At 70.8% G+C, this 16,563-nt stretch carries 11 protein-coding genes; 3 read left to right on the top strand and 8 right to left on the bottom strand.

What is annotated here, in order from left to right:
• The first annotated feature begins 8 nt into the window (after positions 1 to 8).
• A complete protein-coding gene (locus BF93_RS19255) occupies positions 9 to 1,769 on the top strand; it encodes a GmrSD restriction endonuclease domain-containing protein (RefSeq protein ID WP_084148257.1) in 1,761 nt (586 codons plus the stop codon).
• A 257-nt stretch (positions 1,770 to 2,026) separates the two neighbouring features.
• Here the strand turns inward: BF93_RS19255 and BF93_RS04545 are convergent, their stop codons facing one another.
• The 6 genes from BF93_RS04545 to BF93_RS04520 all read right to left on the bottom strand — a co-directional run bounded on the left by BF93_RS04545 (position 2,027) and on the right by BF93_RS04520 (position 12,903).
• Positions 2,027 to 3,427, bottom strand: coding sequence for a hypothetical protein (locus tag BF93_RS04545; RefSeq protein WP_156954036.1), 1,401 nt, complete (start codon positions 3,425 to 3,427; stop codon positions 2,027 to 2,029).
• Positions 3,428 to 3,453: 26 nt separating this feature from the next.
• Complete coding sequence (locus BF93_RS04540; protein ID WP_038370856.1) at positions 3,454 to 6,297, bottom strand: glycoside hydrolase family 2 protein; 2,844 nt, start codon at positions 6,295 to 6,297, stop codon at positions 3,454 to 3,456.
• A 14-nt stretch (positions 6,298 to 6,311) separates the two neighbouring features.
• A complete protein-coding gene (locus BF93_RS04535; protein WP_038370854.1) occupies positions 6,312 to 7,181 on the bottom strand; it encodes a carbohydrate ABC transporter permease in 870 nt (289 codons plus the stop codon).
• On the bottom strand, positions 7,178 to 8,068 hold the full coding sequence (locus BF93_RS04530) for a carbohydrate ABC transporter permease (protein WP_038370852.1): 891 nt from the start codon (positions 8,066 to 8,068) through the stop codon (positions 7,178 to 7,180). The genes BF93_RS04535 and BF93_RS04530 overlap by 4 nt, the downstream gene beginning before the upstream one ends.
• Positions 8,068 to 9,351 carry an ABC transporter substrate-binding protein gene (locus BF93_RS04525; RefSeq protein WP_232226190.1) on the bottom strand — a complete coding sequence of 428 codons (1,284 nt, stop codon included), beginning with the start codon at positions 9,349 to 9,351 and terminating at the stop codon, positions 8,068 to 8,070. Before BF93_RS04525 ends, BF93_RS04530 begins: the two co-directional genes overlap by 1 nt.
• Positions 9,352 to 9,507: 156 nt before the next feature.
• Positions 9,508 to 12,903: a DUF5107 domain-containing protein gene (locus BF93_RS04520; RefSeq protein ID WP_084148286.1), complete on the bottom strand. Its 3,396-nt coding sequence runs from the start codon at positions 12,901 to 12,903 to the stop codon at positions 9,508 to 9,510.
• Positions 12,904 to 13,021: 118 nt separating this feature from the next.
• On the opposite strand from BF93_RS04520, the gene BF93_RS04515 reads away from it, so the two are divergent.
• On the top strand, positions 13,022 to 13,960 hold the full coding sequence (locus BF93_RS04515) for an AraC family transcriptional regulator (protein ID WP_232226189.1): 939 nt from the start codon (positions 13,022 to 13,024) through the stop codon (positions 13,958 to 13,960).
• Positions 13,961 to 14,003: 43 nt separating this feature from the next.
• On the opposite strand, the gene BF93_RS04510 is transcribed toward BF93_RS04515, so the two are convergent.
• Both BF93_RS04510 and BF93_RS04505 read right to left on the bottom strand, forming a co-directional pair.
• Positions 14,004 to 14,450 carry a hypothetical protein gene (locus BF93_RS04510; protein ID WP_038370849.1) on the bottom strand — a complete coding sequence of 149 codons (447 nt, stop codon included), beginning with the start codon at positions 14,448 to 14,450 and terminating at the stop codon, positions 14,004 to 14,006.
• A 46-nt stretch (positions 14,451 to 14,496) separates the two neighbouring features.
• On the bottom strand, positions 14,497 to 14,817 hold the full coding sequence (locus BF93_RS04505; RefSeq protein WP_038370848.1) for a hypothetical protein: 321 nt from the start codon (positions 14,815 to 14,817) through the stop codon (positions 14,497 to 14,499).
• A 233-nt stretch (positions 14,818 to 15,050) separates the two neighbouring features.
• Between BF93_RS04505 and BF93_RS04500 the strand changes: the two genes are divergently transcribed.
• Positions 15,051 to 16,298, top strand: coding sequence for an MFS transporter (locus BF93_RS04500; protein ID WP_038370847.1), 1,248 nt, complete (start codon positions 15,051 to 15,053; stop codon positions 16,296 to 16,298).
• Positions 16,299 to 16,563 lie beyond the last annotated feature (265 nt).

Below are 16,563 nucleotides of genomic sequence, written 5' to 3'. Positions count from 1 at the left end.
GGGGGAAAATGGATTTCGATGCAACTCAAAGAAGCATTGCCGAAGTCATTCGCACCGGGGACCACATCATACCCAGGTACCAGCGCGACTATGCTTGGGAAGAGGAGAATATCCAGGACTTGTGGAACGACCTAAAAGCCGCCCCAGCTGGTGGCCACTTTCTCGGAAATATGGTAGTACACTCGTCGGGTCCGCAGCAATGGGATCTTGTCGACGGACAGCAGCGACTAACAACCATCCTGATTGCAATCGTAGCCATAAAGAACGCCTACGAGTCGATAGGCGAACATGGTCGATCGCAGGGCCTTAACGAGTACATCCAGCAACGCGATCTCTCCGGCGAGACCACTTTTCGTCTGAGATATCGTAATGAAGCAGGCTTTCTTCAACTCCGCATCCTGTCTTCGCCCGATGAACAAGTCGTCAAGAAGAAGCCGGAAAGCAATGCTGAGAGGGCACAGTTTTCGGCCTTCACATTGCTGTCTGACCTGGTGAACGCCGAAATGCGAGACAGTCCGCACAGTCCCGCACAGACCATTGATTACATTCGTGACCGATTCCTTCAAGCCAACGTGGTCTATGTACGAGGTGGCGACAAGAACAGCGCTTTTAGGATTTTCGAGACACTGAATGACCGGGGTCGAAGCCTTCGCCAGATCGACTTAGTAAAGAATCAGGTCATATCAGCGATCGAGGCTACACCGGGCCGGGACGAAGAGCTAGTCTGGACAACTTGCGTCAATTTGGTTGAATCGACGGGATGGTCCAAGGTTAGCACGGAAGACTTTCTCGGATACTTCTGGAACTCAACCTCTCAGCAACCAGATGACGAAATTATTGCCGTAACTCGCATCCGCCGCTCAGTCGACCACCATCTGCAATCATTCGACGACGAGGAAGGAGCAGCACGGGAATTCCTTAGGAGGTTCCACCAGACCGCCGAAATCTTCAATGAGTTCGACGACTGCTTGGCATCGCCGAATGGTAAGCACTGGGAGCGCATTGTCCCGCCCGATCGTTGGAGAAAGGACGTGTTCGAGGAAATTGACTCCGCGCTATACGGCTGTCTTGTGCCTGGATCAAACCTTCCCTTGAACATCCTATTCGCATTATTGAGATCCTACATCCATCCGCGACATAAGTCCATCGCCAAGAAGATTCTTCTAGACTTCTTGCGATCAATAGAAGCGCTCCAGTTCCGGTGGTCAATCTCGAAGCGCCCTTCCACATCTACCATCCGACGCGCGTATCGACGCGCCGCCTACGCGGTGGATGCGGCGTCGTCCGCGTCCGAATATACAAGGGCACTGGAGGCATTCAAGGCTGACGCCGTGCGCCTAATGCCAACTGACGTTCAGTTCAAAGACGGCCTTCGAGGGCTGACGTATTTCGCCCAGAAGCCGGCCGACGTCCACAGGGTTCGCCGTACCCTCGAGAAGATCGAGGAATTCTGGGGACATTCCAAGCTACCTCGAAATCAAGACATGACCCTGGAGCATATAGAACCTCAAGGCGGCCGTTCGGTGAATAGCCGGCAGAATTTCTGGCTCGGAAAGCTCGGGAACCTGATGCTACTGCCCGGGAAGACCAACAGCGCGCTTCCGCCCAATTTCTACGACAAGGCACCAGAGCTTCTAAATTGGACGAACCGTCAGGACGCAATCCTACAGAGGCAGTTGCGTACACGCACTTGGGACAACGTTGCGGCCAACGAACGAATGGAAGAGTTGCTGGAGATCGCCTTGAAGGTTTGGCCGCGCACCTTGTGAGGCATAACCTCCAGAAACCTTGACACTCGAGGTGAAGGCTTCTAGATAGTTCGATACTGAAGGACGGTCTGCTATCACGAGCCGCCTCGCAACACCAGGCGAACGCACACAAATATGCTAAACGTTAAAGAATCTCTCAGGGAATGACTGGAGGCCGGGTTGAGTTCGTTCTTGATAGATATGATGGCGCCGCGTCAATCTGCGTCGGGTTATTTGCTTAGGCGCAGAGTCGAACATCGACTACTGCTGCGCGAGTCTCACCCCGCGCCCGTCGCCGCCTCGACCCCCACCACCCACGACTCCACCCGATACTCCTCCTCGCTGCTGTACCGGCCCCCGGTCCGGTAGAAGTCCCCGCTGGAGACCATGGCGAACCCCGTCGGGTCGACCTGCCAGGTGAGGCCCATCTTCCGCGAGTCGGTGAGGAGCGGCTGCGCCGTGCGCAGGTCCGCGGCGATCATCCGGTACTGCACGTCGTCCTCGTCGGTGACCAGGTACATCAGCATCACGCGTCCGCGCGGGGCGTTGGTCTGGACCGCCATCTCCTCGGGCGCGGCGAAGCTGCCAATCTCGCTCCCGCTGAGCGCGTCGGTGATGGTGACCGTCTCTCCCGTGCGCTGCAGGATGTACCGGTCGTGGGCCCGCGACTCCCCGTCGGGGATGGTGCGGTCCTCGCCGAGCGGCGGCGCCGGCACCGGCGTGAACTCCCGCGCGTCCCGGTCGTACAGCCGCACCTCCTGCTCCCCGCATTCGATGGCGAGCATCGCCTCCGGGGAGAGGTTCGGGACCGGGCCCGGGCTCATGAGGCCCACGTCGGGGCATTCGGTCGCGGCGAGGACCTCGCCGGTCGCGAGGTCCACCGCCTCCACGACGGAGTTGCCGATGCGGTGCAGGGCGAGGCCGTCCTGCACGACCACGGAGTCCTTCGGGGTGTCCTCCCAGGTGGCCGCGACCGTCCCGTCGTCGACGCGGGTGACGGTGGCCTGATCGTCGGCGTAGGTCACCACGTGCTCGACGGCGCCCAGCTCCGAGACCGGCGGGCAGTACATCTCCCGGCCCGTGCAGCCGGCACCGGTGTCCCGGGCCCAGACCCGCCTGCCGTCGCTCAGGCGGAAGCCGGCCATCACCGCATGCCCGCCAGCGGCATCCGAGGTCAGCAGCTCCGCCTCGGGGGCGTAGCAGACCAGGACCGCGACCACCTCGTCGGAGACCGCGGCGAGCTCGGGGAATCCGGCCTGCAGCTCCTCGAGCCCCTCCACGCCCTCGCCGATCGTCTCGGGGTCGATGGACGCGACCTCCTCGCCCGAGGGGGTACGGATGGTGGTCCCGCCCAGGCCGCTGAGGTACCCGCCCGAGGGCAGGATGTACGCCACCTGCGGATCCCTTCCGAGGTTCGTCTCCGCCCCGGTGACGAGGCTCCGCATCACCACCTCGGTGTCCCGGTCCCAGAACCAGCCGCCGGCGTCCTGCTCGACGGCGACCCAGCCGTCCGGGCCGAGCTGGACGGGATGCTCCTGGTGCAGCAGCACGGTCCCCTCGGCCGACGGCCCGGTGGCGGCGCGGAACACGAAGAAGGCCCCGACCATGATCGGCACCAGCAGCGCCGTGCCCAGCCGGGCCGGCCATGAGGGGGTGGACGCTGTGCTTCCTGCTGCCATTGCTCGAGCGTACGCGGCGCCTCAGGTCACCGCAGGACGCTCGCGAGCTCCTCGACGCTCACCTCCACCTGCGGGGCGAAGTCGGGGGAGGCCATGTAGGCGAGGACGCTGCGCCGCAGCTGACGGGCGGCCAGGCGCTCGTCCGCCCCGTCCCCGCCGTCCAGGTTCAACGAGGTCACGAGGATCCTGCCCTTCCCGATGCGGGCCTCGAACAGCACGCCGAGCCGGCGGGCCTCGAACCACGTGTCGATCACCTGCACCGTCGGTCGGATCTCTCGGGGCAGTCCGTCCAGCAGCATCGGCCGGGCCCCGCGCAGCGGCGCCCACCACTGCCAGTCGGTGGCGCCCGCCGTCGGGAACTGCGCGAACAGGGGGTGCGCGGGGTCGTGCAGCAGGCCGAGGGTGTGCGGGGCCTGCCCGCGGGTCCACGCCGTGTTCCAGAAGACGGGCGTGAAGCCGAGGGAGATGTCGTTGCCGATCGCCTCCGCCGGGATCTCCAGCAGCACGCTCTCGCCGCGGGCGGCGGCCTGCGCCGCCTCGGCGGGATCGGTCGCGGTGCGCACGCCGGGTGTCTCATCGGCCGGGGCGTCGGGGTGGATCCACACGTCCCAGTCGTTCTCGCCGATCCGCTCCCCCGCCTCGAGGACGGTGACGACCAGCCGCAGGTGCGTCGCCTCGCCCACCAGGCCCGCGGGGATCGTGGCCGGCCCCAGCACGGTGGAGTTGCCGAGGGGGACCTGGGAAGCGTCGTGGAAGGCGCCCTGTGCGAGCACGGCGTCGTCGTCGCCGCGAAGGCTCCAGCGCACCTCGCCCTGCTCGAGCGCGGCCCAGCCGTAGTGGGCGATCCGCACCGAGAACTCCTGCTCCGTCTCGGCCGCCCAGATCCGCCGCGGCAGCAGGGCCAGCGGCACGGTCGGGGCGCAGAAGCGGGAGAACTCCTCGGGGCTCACGTACCCCTTCTCCTCCCAGAACGGGTTGAGCACGCCGACCAGGGCGGTGCCCTGCCCGGGGAAGTCCGTCAGCCCCAGCAGATGGAACCCGCCGAAGCCCTCGGTGCGCAGCGCCGCCTCGATGTCCTCCTTGTAGGCGAGGGTCTGCAGGCGGCCGGAGGCGTGCAGGAAGTCCGCGGCCTGGTCGAGCATCCCCGATTCCCGCAGGAGGTCCGCGAACACGCCGAAGTTCCGCGGCCGCATCAGGCCGGTGTACTGCGCGACCTCCTCGAGGTCGGGGTGGACGCACCACTGGCCGATCTCGTGGGAGACGATCGGCCGGTCCCGGGAGGCGACGTCCTCGTCGTAGGTCGCCAGGGTGTGCGGCGGCTGCGCGTTCATCCGCGACGCGAGGCCCTCGCCCCAGCGGTGCGCGCGCGGCTGCGGGATGTTGTCGAAGTCGTTCTCGGGCACCCCCGGCCAGCCCGCGCCCGTCGTGTACAGCCGCCGCGGGTCCTGGGTCTGCCACAGCCGCACCCAGGCGGCGAGGAACTCCGCATCCCGCCCGCCGGGCTCGTTGCCGTGCGCCATCATGAGGAACGAGGGATGGTTGCCGTAGGCGCGCAGGATCCGCCGCGTCTCCTCGTGGAGGTACGCGTCCACGGGGCGGCCCTCCCCCACCGCGGCCCCCTGGTTCGCCCAGATCGGCCCTTCGACCTGGAGGTACATGCCGGCCTCGTCGGCGGCGACGAAGGCGGCCTCCGGCGGGCACCACGAGTGCATGCGCAGCAGGTTCAGGCCGTGGGCCCTGGCGATGCGCATGATGCGCCGCCACGGCTCCAGCTCGGTGGGCGGGTACCCGGTCAGGGGGAACACGCAGCATTCGAGGCTGCCGCGCACGAAGATCGGCCGGTCGTTCAGGAGGATCCGGGTGCCCTTGGTGCGCACCTCCCGCAGCCCGAACAGCACGCGGGCGGTATCGGTGTGCTCGCGGTCCCCGGTGCGGGCGCTCAGCTGGACCTCCAGCGCGTACAGCGCCGGGGTGAACTCGTCCCACAGCGCCGCATCGGCCCCGAGGTCCAGGTCGATGTCGAGGTGGGTGCCGCCGCCCAGCAAGCCGCGGGAGCCCAGGTCCTCGCCGTGGTCGACCTCGAACGCCGCCTCGATCGGGCCGATGACGGGGGCACCGGCCGCATCGGGCAGGGAGTCGGCCCGGCGGGCCGTCAGCCGCAGCCGGCCCTCGCGGGCCACCGCGGTGCCGGAGGCGATGTCGATGCGCACCCGGGCCCGGCGGGCGGCGACGTCCGGGAGGACGCGCACCTGGCCCAGCCGGATCTCGGGGCGCTCGTGCAGGGCGATCTCGCCGATGATGCCGTTCCAGTTGCCCTGGGTGTGGTCGGAGATCGCATGGGAGTTCGGTCCCACGTCGATGACGGTGCGGTTGTCGACACGGATCGTCAGCAGATGCATCCCCGGGGCCAGGCGGCCCAGGTCGTGGCGGTGCGCGGTGGTGAGGCTGTCCTGGCTGCCCCGGCGATGCCCGTCGATCCACACGGTCGACTCCCAGTGCACGCGCTCGAGCATCAGGTCGATGCCGCTGCCGTCCCATCCCTCGGGGATCTCGAGGCGCCGCTGGTACCAGGCGGCGCCGCGGTAGTACACCTGCGGCTGCAGCCAGAAGGGGATGGAGACGTCCTCGCCCTGCCGGTAGGGGGCGTAGCGCTCGTCGGTGAAGAAGGACTGGTCGACGATGCCGCCGGTCCACGGGGTGTCGACGGTGACGGGATCGCCGATGCCCTGCGCGCCCAGTGAGCTGGGCAGGGTCAGGGTGCCCGGATCCGCCAGGGGCGCGGATGCCCAGTGCTCCGCCTCCCCGATGCCGTCGGGGTCGAGGCGGTAGGTCCAGGTTCCGGTGAGGTCGAGCGGGGGGTGCGGGGACATCGGTGATGATTCCTTCACTTGGAGGAGCCCACGAGGAGGCCGGAGACGAACTGCTTCTGGAAGGCGAAGAACACGAGTGCGGGGATGACCGCTGCGATGAGGGAGGCGGCGGCGATGACGTTCCAGCTGCTGCCGTAGCCGCCCATGAGGTTCAGCAGGGCCGCGCTGATCGGGAACTTCGCCTCGGTGCGCAGGATCGTCAGCGCCCAGATGAGGTCGTTGAAGACCCAGGTGGTCGCCAGCGCCGCGAGCGCCGCGAACGAGGGCCTGCTCAGCGGCAGCACGATCCGCCGGTAGATCAGCCCGGGGCCGGCGCCGTCGAGCCGCGCGGCCTCGAACACCTCCTCGGGCAGGCCCTGCATGAAGCCGTGCAGCACGAAGGTGTAGAACCCGATGCCGAACCCGACCTGGACCAGGATCAGGGCGGCGAGCGTGTCCTGCAGGCCGATGCCCTCGCTGATCCGCGCCACGGGGACGAGGAGGATCTGCGCGGGCAGGAGGTTCCCGGCGAGCATGAGCAGCAGGATCGCGCGGCGCCCGGGGATCCGGAACCGGCTGAGCGCATACGCCGCCCAGGACGACAGCGCCAGCGAGGCCAGCACGGCGAGGGCCGTCACGAGGGTGCTCACGCCGAGGGCCCGCAGCAGTCCCCCGCCGCTGAGCGCGGTGGCGAACCCCTCGAGCGATATCGAGGTGGGCAGGGCGGACAGCCCGCGGGCGGCGATGTCGTCGAAGGTGCGCACCGAGATCATCGCGACGAACACGATGGGGCTCATCCACAGCAGGGTCAGCGGGATCATGACGACGTGGAGCCAGGGCGAGCGCCCCGTGCGTCGACGGCGGCGCGGCGTCGATGCCACGCCCGATGGGATCGCGGTCCTCATGACGCCTCCTCCGTGCGGGCCTGGCGCGCCAGGTAGGTGATGATGAATCCGATCGCGAGCAGGAAGATGACCACGGCGATCGCGGAGGCGTATCCGAGGTTCCCGTTCGTGAACGCCTGTTGGAACATGTAGGTGCTCAGCAGCTGCGTGCTGTTGTACGGGCCGCCGCGCGTCATGGTCCAGACGATGTCGAAGGTGCGCAGCGAATCGATCACCGTCACCGCGAGGACGACGGTGTGGACGCCGCTGAGCTGCGGCATCACGATCCGCCAGAAGCGCTGCCAGGCGTTCGCGCCGTCGACGGCGGCGGCCTCCTCGAGCGAGGCGTCGGCGCCCTTGAGCCCGGCCAGGTACAGGACCATGATGTAGCCGCACTGGCGCCAGACCGCCGCGACGAGGATCGCCGACAGCGCCAGGTCCGGGTCGGCGAGCCACTGCCGCTCCAGGCCCTCCAGCCCCAGCAGTCCCAGAGCGCTGTTGATCGGCCCGTCGGGCTGGTACATGACCCGCCAGAACAGGCCGGTGACCGCCATCGACACGACCATCGGCAGGTAGATCGCCGCCCGGTAGATGCCGACCCCGCGGCCCGGCCGGTTCAGGGCAACGGCGAGCGCGAGCCCGCCCGCGACCGAGAGCAGGCCGAAGGCGATCAGCCAGTAGACGGTGTTGGCGGCGGCGGTGCGGAAGATCGGGTCGGCGGTGAGGTCGACGAAGTTCTGCAGGCCCACGCCCTCGGCCGGGGTGATGCCGTCCCAGCGCAGGGTCGCCAGGGAGAACGAGTTGACCGCCGGCCAGAACACCCAGAACGCCTCGACGACCAGCGGGATCAGCAGCATGAGCCAGATCAGCGGCGGCACCCGCCGCAGTCGGGCTCCCAGGGCCGCCATCAGGAGCTCCACACCTGCTCGGCCGCGGCCTGCCATTCCGTGAGGACGGCGTCGACGTCCTCGGGCTGCGCCAGGAACCGGGTCAGGGCGGCGTCCGCGGTGGTCTGCAGGGCATCGGAGGAGTCACGGTTGAAGAACTGGGTGATCTCCTCGGTGGAGTTCAGCAGCTCGATGCCCTTCTGGGTGAGCGCGCTGAAGGCGGAGGTGTCGACCTGCGGGGACGTGGGCAGGTTCGCCGAGCCGGAGAGCTCGATGAACCTCTGCTGCTGCTCGGGGGCGGCGAGGTAGCTGAGGAAGTCGAGGGTCGCCTCCGGGTCGGAGCTGCCGGACGCCGCGAAGAAGCCGTCGGTGGGGGCCTCCTCCGCCGTGGGGATCGACGAGTCGATCACGGGGACGGAGAAGAAGTCGAGGTCCTCGACCATGTCGGCGGGGACGTTGTTGGTCACGAAGGCGCCGACCAGGTACATCGCGGCCCGGTCCTGCACGAGAGGGGTCGTGGCCTCCTGGTTCGAGTAGGAGGCCATGTCGGGGTCGAAGAACGGGATGAGGCGGGCGTACTCGGCCATCACGGTCCTCACCTCGGGGTCGGTGAAGGCGTGCTCGCCGGCCAGCAGCTCGCGGTGGTACTGGGCTCCGTTCAGACGCAGATCCAGGTAGTCGAACCATCCCGAGGCCATCCACGGGGTGGACCCGATGCCGTTGGCGAGGGGGATGATCCCCTGGGCGAGGAGGGACTCGCACAGGGCGATGAAGTCGTCCCAGGTCTCCGGCGGGGTGATGCCCCAGGTCGCGAAGGCGGACTTCTTGTAGAAGATCGACCACCAGTAGTAGTTGGTCGGCACGAAGCTGAAGGTGCCGTCGCCGTTGTCGGCCAGGCTCCGCAGCGCGGGCGAGAAGTCGGCGCAGGCGCCGCCCTCGTTCCACAGCGGGGCCACGTCCAGCAGCAGGCCCTGCGAGGCGTACGCGCGGGAGACGGAGCCGGCGTACCAGCTGTAGACGTCCGGTGGGTTGGAGGAGCGCAGGTAGTTGGTGAGCTGGGCGCGGTACTGCTCGGTGGCCACGGAGTTCATCGTCACCGGGCCGTCGTAGTCCGCGACCAGCTGCTCGAGGGCGGCCTTGGGTGCGGTGTCCTGGATGGAGTTCTGGAGGACGATGCCGTCCCCGGTCCCTCCGCCGCCTCCCGTGCCTCCGCCGCCGCCGGTTCCGCTGGTGTCCACGCAGGCGGCGAGCCCTGCGGCGGTCATGCCGATCCCTGCGCTGGTGAGGATGGTCCGTCGTGACATGCGAGTGGTCTTCATCGTCCGCTCCGGTGTGCGTGTCGGGTGGGGTGAGGTGGTGCGGTCCGCGGCGATCCGCGGCGTTCGGGGAAGGTCCTGGTGGGTCCGGGAGGTCCTGTGGGGTCGGGGGTTCCTGGTCGGTCGGGGGTGGTTCCTGATCGGTCAGGGGTGGCGTGCGCGGAAGGCGAGGCCCGCCGCGCCGTCGCGCAGGAGCATGCCGAGGTCGGCGGCATGCCGTGAGGCCGCGAGCTCGGGGGCGGCGAGCGCGACGGCCGCGGCGTCGAGCTCCCCGTCCAGGGCCTGCAGCTGGGCGCGGAGCACGGCGACCCGCCGGTCCCGCACGAGGACCGGGTCCTCCACGAACAGCAGGAGGTCGGGCAGCGAGGTCGCGAAGTAGTCCACGGTCGGCGGCGTCCCGGCCAGGTCGTCGACGAAGCCCTCGAGGTCCTGCCGCAGCGCCGCCGCCTCCGCGTCCCGGCCCAGGCGGCGCAGGGCGAGAACGCTCCAGGCGGTGGTCTCGGAATGCTCCTGGGTCTGCATGCCCAGGAAGTCGCCCTTCTGCTCGGCGGCGCGGCGCCAGGCCTCCGAGGCCGCCTCCGCCTGCCCCGTTCGGGCATGGACGTCCCCGAGCAGCAGGTCGAGCTGCGCGGTCGAGGCGAGGTGGTGGCGCGCCTCGCCGAGCTGGGCGGGCGGGGCGAGAGCGGCCTGCAGCTGCGCGAGCGCTGCGTCCGGATCCCCGTCGGCGACGGCATCGACGGCGAGACGGACGCACGCCCGCTCCCAGGCCGACAGCGCCTCCCCCTCCCCGCCCTCCCAGGGGTGGAGCCGCCGCTGCGTGAGCACCGCGCCGGCCTCCGCCGCCTCGCCGGCGCTGACCAGCAGGTGCGCGAGCGCGACCTGGGCGTCGTCCCGCTCCGCCAGCAGCGCGGCGTTCTCCCGCAGGCGGGCGAGGCGCTCCTCGGTGCCACGCCCCTGCAGGGCATGGAGCTGGTCGATCTCGAGCCGGAGCTGGGCCTCCTGCGGCGCCGCCCGGACCGCGGCCGCGTAGCGCCCGGAGGCGGCCTCCGGGTCCTGCAGCCGGTTCACGGCGTCGAGTCCCAGGTTGCGGTGCACGGCGGGATCGTCACCGCCGAGGTCGAGGCTGCGTTCCCAGGCCGCGGCGGCATCCGCGGGGCGTCCGGCCGCGTACAGCCAGTGCCCGTGCAGTGCCGCGGCCTGCGGGTCCTGGTCGCCGGCCGCGCGCAGGGCGGCGACATCGGCCAGGCGGGAGGGGCAGGCCCAGGTCGGGTCCGCGCTCCGGGCCCGGGCCCGGCTCTGCGCCGCGGCCCCAGGCTGCCCCAGCTCCTCCTGGATCACGGCCCGGTGGTAGTCGATCAGAGGCCCGCCGGCCGTCTGCCCCAGGGGACGGGATCGGTCGGCCTCCGCGGCCCGGTCGAGCACGGCCAGCGCGGCCTGCCCCTCCCCGAATCCCGCCAGGTCGATCGCGACGTCCAGGCAGACCTGCACATCGGCGGAGGGCACCTGCCCGGCGAGGGCGCGGGCGAGCGCGTCCAGCGGGTTCCGGGCGAGGGCGGCGGCGAGCGCGGACCGCGCCTCCTGCTCCTGCCCGAGCCGCCGCAGGCACACGGCGCGCAGAGCGAGGGCCTGCAGATGGTCCCCTTCGACGGCGAGGACGTCCTCGAGCCGGTGAAGCGCCATCCGCTCACGCCCGGCGCGGGCGTCCAGACGGGCCATCCGGTAGCCGGCCGGTCCGCGCCACGCCCGAGCCCACGAGGCCCGCGCGTGCAGGTCGTAGGCGATCTCGTCCTCGCCCAGGGCTTCATGGACCAGGCCCAGCAGGTACTGGGGGCGCATGTCCTGCGCGGTGGGGTGCCACCGGGTGAGGCGGGCGACGGCCCGTGCGAGCAGTCCGCGGGCGGCCTCGAGATCGTCGCGGCGGTAGGCGCGAACGGCACGGCCGACGAGGCTCGCCACATGCCCGGGATCCCGGCGCAGGGCCTCCTCCCAGTAGGGCTCCGGGGCGCGGGTGGCGTGACGGTAGACGACCAGGTGCTCGGCGATCAGGGCGAGCTCCTCCGCGGTGGCGACCTCGCCCGGGGCGGGCGGCTCCTGCGCGGCCTGCGGCTCCGGCTGGTCCGCGCCGGCCGCCAGCTCGGCGGTGCTCCAGGCCACCAGCACGCGGCCCTCGGCATCGGCCACCTCCACGCTCACAGGGGCGTCGGCCGCGGCGTCGGCGCGCAGCTCGAGGGTGCGGGACGGGTCGAGGTCGCCCGCCTGCTCGGCGAGGACGATGCCGTCCTGGCGCAGCGTGACGCGGGCGCCCGGGACGACGCGGGCCGCGGCGATGCGGGCGACGGCCCGGCCGGCACCGAGGCGCAAGGAGACGGCGGCGTCCTCCCCCGCCCGGTCGATCGCGCCGGTGCCGCGGATCGGATACCAGCGCTGGGTGAAGGTCTTCGTCTCCCCGGGGGCGAGCTGGGCGAAATCGGGCTGGTTGTCGGTGAACACGCCGGCCATCAGCTCGATGTAGTGGGCGCCGTCCTCGGAGAGGTTCCGCTCCCAGGCGTGCCCGAAGGGCGAGTTCCCCCAGGTCCAGTTCTTCTTGCCGACGGCGAGCCGGCGGTCGGCGACGTGCACGAAGCCGACGCCGCTGGCGTGGTCGTAGCCCCCGAAGAAGTCCTCGTCGCTGTGCAGCGCCATGTACGAGGTGGGCACGGGCACGCTGCGGTACCAGTCCAGGCGGTCTCCCGTGCCGGAGGTGCCATCGGCCGCGGTGAACTCCGTGCCGGCGAGCGCGGGGTAGTCCACGCCGTAGTAGGGACGGTCCGCGGCGGGGAAGGCGGTGACGGCGCGCTTGGCGTGGTCGGCGACGTAGCGGACGTCGTGGGGGAAGAACACCTGGTAGTCGTCGTGGACGCGGGCGGCGGCGTTCGCCCACCACAAGAACGTCTGCTCGAGCTCGGTGCGGTTGAACAGCCGCACCGCCAGCTCGAGGGCGGAGGAGTCGGGGCGCAGGCGCACCCCGTGGAGGCCCTGGAGCCGGTCGAAGGGGTCGTGGTCCCCGCACCAGACGACGACGGAGCCGTCGGCCTCCTCCTCGATGCTCCAGTCGCTGGGCAGGAAGGTCGCCGGCCGATGATGCTGCGGCCAGTTCAGCTCGACGCCGCCGGCGATCCACGGGCCCGCCAGGCCCACCAGCGCCGGCTTGATCACCGGGTTCGCGTAGAACAGGTCCTCCCCGCTCACACGGTCCCGGGCGATGTGGATGCGCCCGCCCAGCTCCGGCAGCACCACCACGTGCAGCCACGCGTTCTGCAGGTGGACGGCCTGCCACACCTGGTCCTCCGGCTCGGCCGCGATCTGGTGGTGGAACGGCAGCGGGTAGACGGCGCCCGAGGACCCCTGGTAGACGCGCCGGTCGAGGTACGCGGGGAAGCGCTCCGGCGGCAGGGGGCGATAGGTCGGGATCGTGGTCGGGGCCGACCAGACGGCGGCGGCGCGGTCGGCGAGCTCCGCGGGGCGCGCGGCGAGCGGGAGCAGGGACTCGGCGGTGAGCATGCCTCGACCGTAGGCAGGGGCGACGGTCGAGGGAAGGACGATCCTCTCGCCCTGCATGGACGATCCGACGATCCTGCGATCGTCCGTACGGACCGGCCGGCTGCGCTACGGTGACCCCGTGAGCATCGGCGAGGGGTTCCCCGGCGAACGGCTGCGCATCCTGCCGCCCGCCGTCGCCCGTGCGGCGGGCGCGTCCCCGATCACGCGCGAGCTGCTCGTCACCGATGCCGGCTGGTTCCCGCATGCCCTCCACCACGGCAGGCAGCGGCTGCTCGGCGCCGGGGCGAGCGTCGTCATCGTCTGCACCGCCGGGCGCGGCTGGTGCCGGGCCACGCAGGACGACAGCGCCACGACCCTGCACGTCCGCGCCGGCCAGGCCCTCGTCCTGCCGGCGCAGCTCGGGCATCGGTACGGATCCATGGCCGATGATCCATGGACGATCATCTGGATGCACGCCGCGGGGCCCCAGGCCCGGGCCTTCGAGGCGTCGCTGCCCGACGGCGGGCGGCGGCCGGTCGTGATCGACCTGCACGACCGCGCCCGGATCCAGCAGCTCATGGAGGAGGTGCTGACGACGATGGAGGTCGACGACACCCTGCCGAGCCTGATGCGCACCAGCGGGGCGGCAGGGAACGTGCTGGCCCACCTCGCCGCCGATGCCGCCGCCGGGCCGCCGATGCGCCAGGCGCCGCTGCGACGCGTGTTCGCGCACCTGCGCGACCACCTCGACCATCCGGTCGTCGTCTCCGAGCTCGCCGAGCTCGCGGGGCTCTCCCCCTCCCATTTCGCCGCGCTGTTCCGCGCCGCGACCGGCGGAGGAGTCGTCGCGTACGTGACGCGCCTGCGCATCGCCCGCGCGAGCGAGCTCCTGGCGACGACCACCCTGCCGGTGGCCGAGGTGGGACGGATCGTCGGATACGAGGACCCCCTGTACTTCTCCCGGCGGTTCCGCGCCGTCCAGGGGATCAGCCCGCGGCTGTTCCGGGAGGCCCACGCCCACGATCCCCCCGAGCAGATCCCCCGCGACGCCTGGCCCTCGGGGCATGCGGCCGGCTGAGCCCGGAGGACCGCGGGGACCCTCAGCAGCGAGCCGGCGCCCCTCAGGCGCCGGGGTCGCGCTCGGCGACGGCGCCCTTCTCGGCGTCCTCCGCCTGCTCCGTGATGAACGCGCTGAAGATCTCCGAGCGCAGAGCGTTGACCTTCTTCGTCAGCGCCGTCCGGTCCGCCTTCGAGGCACCGGGGGCCTTGAGGATCTGGGCGGCGCGCTCGCAGCGGTCCAGACGCTGGGACCACTCCTTGGCCTTGCGCGCCTCGTCGTCGTCATCGGCGGAATCGGCGAGGTAGGCGACCTGGTCGCGCAGCACCTGGATCGTCTCGAGCTGGTCGTCGCCGGTGCCGCCGCGCAGCCCGGACAGCCAGGTGGCCTGCTCCTTGATGGTGTCCAGCAGCTCGGGGTTCTTCGAGATCGACCGGACGGCCTGGACCGCGAGCGGTCCGATCCAGGCGACAGCCTTCAGGACCGCGCTGAACCTGCTCGTCTTCGCCATGGTCTCCTCCGTCCGCAGGGTCCGACCAGGCTATGGCACGGCGGGTTCACGGTCCGCGATACCCCCGCCGCTCCAGCCTCTCGTTGATGCCCTTGAACACCTTGCCCAGGCCCGTCGGCTCCGCGTCCTCGGGCTCCTCGGGCGTCTCCACGAAGTCCGCGACCGCGCGCATCGTCGCCATGTCGATGCTGGCCATGCCGCCCTCGAGCAGCACGCCGATCCGCTGGCCGATGCGCGTCTCGTAGGCCTCGGCGTCGGCATCCCCGCGCCGGTCTCGGGCCTGCTCCAGCCGCTCCCGCAGGAGCCGGGCGGCGGTGGCGGACATGGCCACGGGCTCGGGGTGGCCGGCGACGGTGATGTGCTCCATGGTGGCGTCCCATCAGATCGAACGGGCGGGCGCGCGATGGTGGTCCTCGCGGGAGCCGGGCGTCTGCGAGCGGCTCCCCTGCACAGTACCGGGATCGCCCTGGGCGGCCCGCGCCGTCTCGACCGGGTCACGCATCCCTTCACCCCATCGGCCACGGTCTATAGGATCGGGAGGGTCCTCACCGCTTCCAGCGTCGGCAGCGTGCACACACCCCGTCCCGCGCTGGAGCCCCCGTGACCTCGCCTTCCGTCGCCCCGCCCGCCCCGCTGTCCCCCGGCCGCCTGCGCCTGGTCATCCTCGCGATGTCGCTGGGCGCCTTCGCGATCGGCACCACCGAATTCGCGAGCATGGGGCTGCTGCCGCAGATCGCCTCCTCCCTGGATGTGTCGATCCCGCAGGCCGGCATGCTCATCACCCTGTACGCGCTCGGCGTGGTCATCGGCGCACCGCTGGTGACCATCGCCGCGGTGCGGATGCCCCGCTCCCAGCTGCTGGTGCTGCTCATCGCGCTGATCGGCCTGGGGAACCTGCTCTCGGCGATCGCCCTGGACTTCACGGTGCTGGCTGCGGCCCGCTTCGTCGCGGGCCTGCCGCACGGCGCCTTCTTCGGCGTCGCCTCCCTGGTCGCGGCGCGGCTGTCCCCCGCCAACCAGCGCGCCCGCTCCGTGTCCCTGGTGATGCTGGGCCTGACCATCGCGACGATGCTCGGCGTGCCCGCCTCCACCGCGCTCGGCCAGGCCGTCGGCTGGCGCTCCGCCTACCTGATCGTCGTGGTGATCGCCGCGGCCAGCACCCTGGCCATCTGGCGCCTGGTGCCCGAGCCCGAGGGTGCCGGCGCCACCGGCTCGATCCGCGGGGAGCTGCGGGCCCTGCAGCGCGCGCAGGTGTGGCTGGGCCTGGGCATGGGCGCCATCGGCTTCGGCGGCATGTTCGCGGTGTACAGCTACATCGGCGAGATCGTGCCCGGCGTGCTGGGCCTGGGCATGGGCGCCGTGCCGCTGGCGCTGTTCGTGTTCGGCGTCGGCATGACCATCGGCAACCTCGTCGCCGGGCGCCTGGCGGACCGCAGCATCTACGGGACCATCTTCCTGGGGCTGCTCGGCATGGCCGGCAGTCTCGCGGTGTTCGCCCTGGTCGCCCACCAGGCCGTCGCCGGCATGATCCTGCTGTTCGCGATCGCGGTGACCTCGCAGCTGATGGGCCCGTCCCTGCAGCTGTTCCTGCTGGACGCCTCGCCGGACGCCCCCTCGCTCGCGGCGGCCCTGCACCACTCGGCGCTGAACATCGGCAACTCCCTGGGCGCGGCGCTGGGCGCGGCCGTCCTCGCCGCCGGCTGGGGCCTGCTCGCCCCCGCCTGGACCGGCGTGGTGCTGGCGATCCTGGGCCTCGGCGTGGCGAGCTGGTCGCTGCTGGTGCACCGGCGGCAGCGGGCGCAGGCCGTGGCGGCGGCGCCGGTCGCGGCCGAGGTGCCGGTGGGCTGATCAGCCGACGGGCGGAACGCTGGGCGGCCGATTCGGCCAACGTGCGGCGCGCGGCCGGCCGATCCGGCAGCGCCCGCCGGGCCAGGGGCCCCTTCCCGCAGCGACCGGACACAGACGGCGGTCCGAGGTCCTCGAGCCAGGCGATTGCCTGGTTCGCGGACCTCAGGCCGCCGTTCGTGCTCGCGCAGGGCGGGGCCGGCCCGAGGCGACGCCGCCGCGCCTCCTCTCGACCGGGCCCCTCGACCCCGCCACTACACTCGTCCGC

Source organism: Brachybacterium phenoliresistens (assembly GCF_000576425.1).
Lineage (GTDB): Bacteria > Actinomycetota > Actinomycetes > Actinomycetales > Dermabacteraceae > Brachybacterium > Brachybacterium phenoliresistens.
This window is presented reverse-complemented; position numbering and strand designations above follow the sequence as displayed.

Bases quoted from the DNA above. Each gene is read 5' to 3' on its own strand.
- BF93_RS19255 (WP_084148257.1), top strand. From the start codon at position 9: ATGGATTTCGATGCAACTCAAAGAAGCATTGCCGAAGTCATTCGCACC.
- BF93_RS04545 (WP_156954036.1), bottom strand. From the start codon at position 3,427: ATGGCAGCAGGAAGCACAGCGTCCACCCCCTCATGGCCGGCCCGGCTG.
- BF93_RS04540 (WP_038370856.1), bottom strand. From the start codon at position 6,297: ATGTCCCCGCACCCCCCGCTCGACCTCACCGGAACCTGGACCTACCGC.
- BF93_RS04535 (WP_038370854.1), bottom strand. From the start codon at position 7,181: ATGAGGACCGCGATCCCATCGGGCGTGGCATCGACGCCGCGCCGCCGT.
- BF93_RS04530 (WP_038370852.1), bottom strand. From the start codon at position 8,068: ATGGCGGCCCTGGGAGCCCGACTGCGGCGGGTGCCGCCGCTGATCTGG.
- BF93_RS04525 (WP_232226190.1), bottom strand. From the start codon at position 9,351: ATGTCACGACGGACCATCCTCACCAGCGCAGGGATCGGCATGACCGCC.
- BF93_RS04520 (WP_084148286.1), bottom strand. From the start codon at position 12,903: ATGCTCACCGCCGAGTCCCTGCTCCCGCTCGCCGCGCGCCCCGCGGAG.
- BF93_RS04510 (WP_038370849.1), bottom strand. From the start codon at position 14,450: ATGGCGAAGACGAGCAGGTTCAGCGCGGTCCTGAAGGCTGTCGCCTGG.
- BF93_RS04505 (WP_038370848.1), bottom strand. From the start codon at position 14,817: ATGGAGCACATCACCGTCGCCGGCCACCCCGAGCCCGTGGCCATGTCC.